We start from the raw sequence: 4,699 nt of genomic DNA, 5'->3' as shown, positions 1-4,699 counted from the left end.
CCCACTACCGCTCCGCCGGGGAGAAGGACTTCCGCGACGTGGCCTTCGAGCTGAGCGCCGATGGCACCTATTCCGCGGTGCTGCCCGTGCCCTTCGAGCAGCGTGTCCCCGTGGAGTACTACGTCACCGCCCGCGACACCGACGGCGTGGAGACGATGCGCTTCGCCAGCGCCACCAACCCGTACCCGGTGCTCATCGAGGTGGACCGCTACGCCCTGGAGCGGGAGGCGGTCATGGAGGTGTACGGGCAGCGACGCTCGCGGGTGGGCGTCTTCGCCGAGTACGTGAACTATGGCTCGACGACGCTCAACGGCGCGAGCTACTCGGACCGCTACTACCGCCTGGAGGCGGACTACCTGTACCGCCTCTTCACCCAGGTGGGCGGCCTGCGGATCGACTCCATCCGCATCGGCGTGGGCCACCTGCGCGCGCACACGCCGCCCTTCGACATGCTCCCCCCGGTGGAGGGGACCCTGCCGGAGCTGCGCCCGGGCCTCGACTACGGCTTCTCCGAGCTGGACGTGGGCCTCAGCCCGTACTTCGGCCTCGGGGCGCGCCTGGTGCTCGGAGGCAACGCGAGCGGCTTCGCGGCGGGCTTCGGAGGGAAGATCCGCCTCGGCCGGCCACAGGGCGCTCGCGCGGAGATTGAAGGGGAGTACACCGGGGGCCTGGGAGGCGCGGCCACCCTCCGACTCGTCTGGGACACGGTGCCCCGCTTCCCCATGAGCGCGGCGGTACAGGTGACGAACATCCCCACGGGCCCGGCCGGTGTGCGGCTGCTCTACCACGTGGGCTACCAGCTCTCCGACGCCGTCCTCATTGGCGCCCAGGCGGGTTACCAGGCTCGTGAGTCCGTGCGCGGCGGGCCGACGCTGGGCCTCACGGCGAGCTACGGTTGGTAGGGGAGGGGTGCCCATGATGCTCACCACGCTCACGCTGTTGCTGCTCTCCGCGGAACCTCCGGCCCAGCCCGGACCCGCCGTGTCCGCTCCGTCCCTGGCCGTGGTGTCCACCTCGGCGCCCGGGCTGGAGAAGGTGTCCGCCGAGGCGGGGCGGACGCTCGGCGCCCGGCTCGAGGCGACCTACGTGGACCTGGGGGGCTACCTCAAGTCCCGGGGCCCCTCGTGCCAGGAGGATGCGCGCTGCCTCCTGGCGGCTCCTGGTCTCTCCGGGGCCTCGCGCCTGCTGCACCTGCGCCTGCGGCCGCTCGCTCCCGGGCGGCTCGCGGTCGATCTGCGGCTCATTGATCTCACGTCCCGGAAGGCGCTCGGTCGGAACGCCTCGGTGGTGGAGCAGGGGGAACTCGCCACGTGGACGGAGCGTGCCTCCGGTCAGCTCCTCACGCGGGTGGATCCGTACGCGCAGAAGCCGCCCCCGAGCCCCTTCGCGGTGAAGCCCGCCCCCAAGCCGGCCCCCATCGAGACGCAACCGAAGGCCGATGCCCCCACCGAGGGCAAGCCTCGTTCCGCGCCCGACGCGAAGTAGAGAGATATCCTCCGCGCGTCATGAGCCCCACAGGCCCGCGCCACGCGCCCGCTGTCATCATCCGGACCGCCACTCCCACCGATGCCCCCCTCCTCGCGGAGCTGGGGGCACGCACGTTCCGGGACACCTTCGCCGCCGACAACCGGCCCGAGGACATGGAGGCCTACCTGTCCTCGCATTACACGCCCGAGATCCAGGAGCGGGAGCTGCGGGATCCCTCGCGCTTCTTCCTGGTGGCGGAGCTCGAGGGCACCCCGGCGGGCTTCGCCCTGCTGGACAAGGGGCCCGCGGAGCGGGGAGTTGCCGGACAACGGCCGCTGCATGTGGATCGGCTGTACGTGGACAAGCCCTTCCTGGGAGCGGGCGTGGGCGGGGCGCTCATGCGGCGCTGCTTCGACGAGGCGCGGACGCGAGGCCATGACGTGCTCTGGCTGTGCGTCTGGGAGCGGAACTTCCGCGCCCGTGCCTTCTACGAGCGCTGGGGTTTCACCGAGGTGGGGGAGACGACGTTCACCCTCGGGAGCGACGTCCAGCGAGACCTCGTGCTGTCGATTCCCCTCTGAGAGCTGATCCCTGGTGACGGGGCTCGTCGTGAGTCCGATGCTTCGGGTGGGAGTGCTCGCGCTCGGTGCCCGCGTGTTCGAGCACACCGAGCTGCGCTGAGTCAGGTACTCGTCACGTCCTGGAAGTTCGCGCCGGAGATGCCCGCGCGCTCCATGGCCGTCTTGATGTTTTCGGAAACGAGGAGGACGACTGGCCATCCCCATGGACGGAACACCTTGGCGTCGCCCACCTTCGTCGGGTCGATCCGCATGCCGGCGACAACCCGGTATTCCCCAACCAGATCTGGCTGCCCATCTTCCGGAGCCCAGTGCTGTACCTCCTCACAGGCCGCGTCATCGATGCACTTCACGACGCGGAGGATGTTGAGGATGAAGTACTGCTCGGACCTGGACTCGACCTCCACGGGAATGAGCTGTACAGCATCAGGTGCCAACTCGTTGAAGAGGGCAGCCACCTTCTCATGGATGATGGGAACAGCTGCCCCCGCCACGGAGAAGTCCAGTGGTTCGCCGGCATGAGAGAGGGGAACCCGGATTGGCCCATCGACAGCAGCGGGTTCGCCTCGCCGGAACAGCCAGGTCCAGACCTTATGTCCTCGCCCATCGAGTGGGGCCCCAAGCTCCCAGCGCCCAGGAACGTAGACGTCGTCGGACAGCTTGAAGTAGCGCGTCACCATGAGAGGAGCCCTCGCGTCATTTGCTCCGCGTCACGAGCTTGTTGAGCCGGGATCCCGACGTGGAAATTTCCCGGGCCAATCTCCCGAGTTCCGCGGTGAGCGACTGCTGGCACTGCTGAACGGTACGGCATACGGACGTCGCACGATCCAACCGCTCGAAGATTTCCTCGTGATACTCCCGAGGGTGCGGACCTCTGTGGCCCGGGACGCGAATCTTATTGGCCGGGTCGTTCAACGACATGCCCGCCCGGTCGAAGACTTCCTTGAACTTTGGCGTCCAGGGGCCGCCGTTGTGGGTGGCATCGTCCCACTTGTCGGTGGCGATGTGGTGCTCGTGCCCCTCGACATCCACCGGTTCAGGCGTCCCGCGCGTTACTCCTTGCGCCGTCATGGCGACCGCACCCGGTGCGAGGGCGATGGTGAAGGCCCCCTCGGAGGAGACGGCCACCGACGTCACTTCGCCCATGGACATGAACAGGAAGCCGCCTCGCGACGGAGCCAGCATCGCCGCCTGTGGTGAGCCGGGAAGCCCGGGCCCCTTCATTGCCAGCCCCGCTGTGTTGCCGATGGCGGCCGTGGCCAACATGATGAAGATGCGCGCGGAGTTCTGGCCCATCACCTCGCCGAACCGCTCGCCGGCCTCTCGTAGCGCGGCGAAGCTCTTGGCATGGTTGACCTCGTCCACCAACCGCATCCAGCCGCGGATGAGGCTCCACACGGTGTCCATGCCCAGGTACGCGATGAGGCCGACCGTGAGCGTGGCGGCGACGCCCTTGGACGTTGGTTCGGGCAGCACCCAGAGCATCATGTAGAGGGCCATGGCCGAAACGATGGTGGAGCGTACGACTTCAGGATTGGTCATGTCCTTGAAGGCGTCCATCGTCTCCATCCACACCGAGTTGATGGCGAGTTCCATGGCCAGGGTGTAGCGACCATCCGCATTGAGGACTGGCCCGTTCTTCAGCAGCGAGAGACAGTCTCGGGATCGTCCAGAGTGTTCGCACCAGCGCCCATATGCGCGAGTCGTCTCGTCCCCCATGGGGCCCGCATTTGCCGACTCACCCCCTTGGGGTTCAAGCACCAGTTGCTGGCCCGTCCACTTCAAGTAGACCTCCTGCTGCCAGGGAGTGCCGAAGAGCAGCCGCCGGGCGTTTTGTAGGAGATCGGAAGCGGGAGGGACATCTCGCGCCAACTGGCTCATCACCTCTTTGAATTCGTCCTTGCGCAGCCGCACGGGCTCCTGGCCTCTGTGCGGAGTGAAGGCGAGCGGCTCACCCTGTCCAGTATCCAAGCGCACGGTGCGTGCGGCGGTGCCACACCCGGCAAGCAGCAGGACCAGAAGGGCCGCGAGGGCAAGCACGACGACACGAGGACATGGCCACGTGGCCGAGGGGATTCGGGCTGCGAAACGATGAGTGGGCAACCCACACCTCTCTATCAAACCGCGTGGATTGGAAACCTCAGGGTAATAACTTCAGCGTCCGCACCACCTCGAAGGGGCCATTCCCCTCGCGTGCGATGATGCTGACCTCGGAGACCTGGAACACGAGCGGGGTCCACGTCTCGCGCAGGCTCACGAGGAGTTCCGCCACCCGGGCGGTGCCTCCCGACTGTCCCACGCTGAGGTGCGGTGTGAAGCCACCCGCGAAGCGCGAGGTATGGGCGTAGTCGGGGGCGGCCTCCTGGAGCGCCGTCTGGAGACGAACGAAGGACTCGCGTGGCTCCGGCGCGAGCCAGAGGGTGCTCCGGTCGGCACGGTGCTGGAAGACCTGGAACGTGCCGAGCGTGGCCTCGAACGGGCTCAGTCCGGCGCAGGCGGCGTCGAGCGCGGGCGCGAGTCCTGGCAGCTCGGAGCGTGGAGCGAATGGGTAGAGCAGGGTGATGTGAGGCATCCACCGCTGGACCTGACGATCATGCACGCGGCGGATGGCCTGGATGGGAGGCCAGACCTCGGCGGGAGGGATGAAGACCACC

At 67.7% G+C, this 4,699-nt stretch carries 6 protein-coding genes; 3 read left to right on the top strand and 3 right to left on the bottom strand.

The annotated features are described in order from the left end of the window. The 3 genes from VF794_RS13950 to VF794_RS13940 form a co-directional block, all read left to right on the top strand. Positions 1-902 (top strand): hypothetical protein (locus tag VF794_RS13950; protein ID WP_331110567.1); only part of this gene is annotated, 902 nt, incomplete at its 5' end. 13 nt (positions 903-915) lie between these two features. Then, complete coding sequence (locus VF794_RS13945) at positions 916-1,485, top strand: hypothetical protein (RefSeq protein ID WP_331110565.1); 570 nt, start codon at positions 916-918, stop codon at positions 1,483-1,485. A 20-nt stretch (positions 1,486-1,505) separates the two neighbouring features. Then, positions 1,506-2,048, top strand: coding sequence for a GNAT family N-acetyltransferase (locus tag VF794_RS13940; protein ID WP_331110563.1), 543 nt, complete (start codon positions 1,506-1,508; stop codon positions 2,046-2,048). Between the two features lie 101 nt (positions 2,049-2,149). Here VF794_RS13940 and VF794_RS13935 read toward each other — a convergent pair whose 3' ends face one another. The 3 genes from VF794_RS13935 to VF794_RS13925 form a co-directional block, all read right to left on the bottom strand. Next, a complete protein-coding gene (locus VF794_RS13935; protein ID WP_331110561.1) occupies positions 2,150-2,725 on the bottom strand; it encodes an imm11 family protein in 576 nt (191 codons plus the stop codon). 16 nt (positions 2,726-2,741) lie between these two features. Further along, a complete protein-coding gene (locus VF794_RS13930) occupies positions 2,742-3,959 on the bottom strand; it encodes an AHH domain-containing protein (protein WP_331110559.1) in 1,218 nt (405 codons plus the stop codon). A gap of 226 nt (positions 3,960-4,185) precedes the next feature. Beyond that, positions 4,186-4,699: 2'-5' RNA ligase family protein (locus tag VF794_RS13925; RefSeq protein WP_331110557.1), on the bottom strand; the 514-nt coding region annotated here is incomplete at its 5' end.

This window comes from Archangium sp., from assembly GCF_036389735.1.
In the GTDB taxonomy this organism is placed as follows: Bacteria; Myxococcota; Myxococcia; order Myxococcales; family Myxococcaceae; genus Archangium.
The sequence above is the reverse complement of the archived record's forward strand: the minus strand, read 5'-3'. Positions and strand labels throughout refer to the sequence as shown.

Excerpts from the sequence above, each read along its gene's own strand:
- VF794_RS13945 (WP_331110565.1), top strand. The coding sequence starts at position 916 with ATGATGCTCACCACGCTCACGCTGTTGCTGCTCTCCGCGGAACCTCCG.
- VF794_RS13940 (WP_331110563.1), top strand. The coding sequence starts at position 1,506 with ATGAGCCCCACAGGCCCGCGCCACGCGCCCGCTGTCATCATCCGGACC.
- VF794_RS13935 (WP_331110561.1), bottom strand. The coding sequence starts at position 2,725 with ATGGTGACGCGCTACTTCAAGCTGTCCGACGACGTCTACGTTCCTGGG.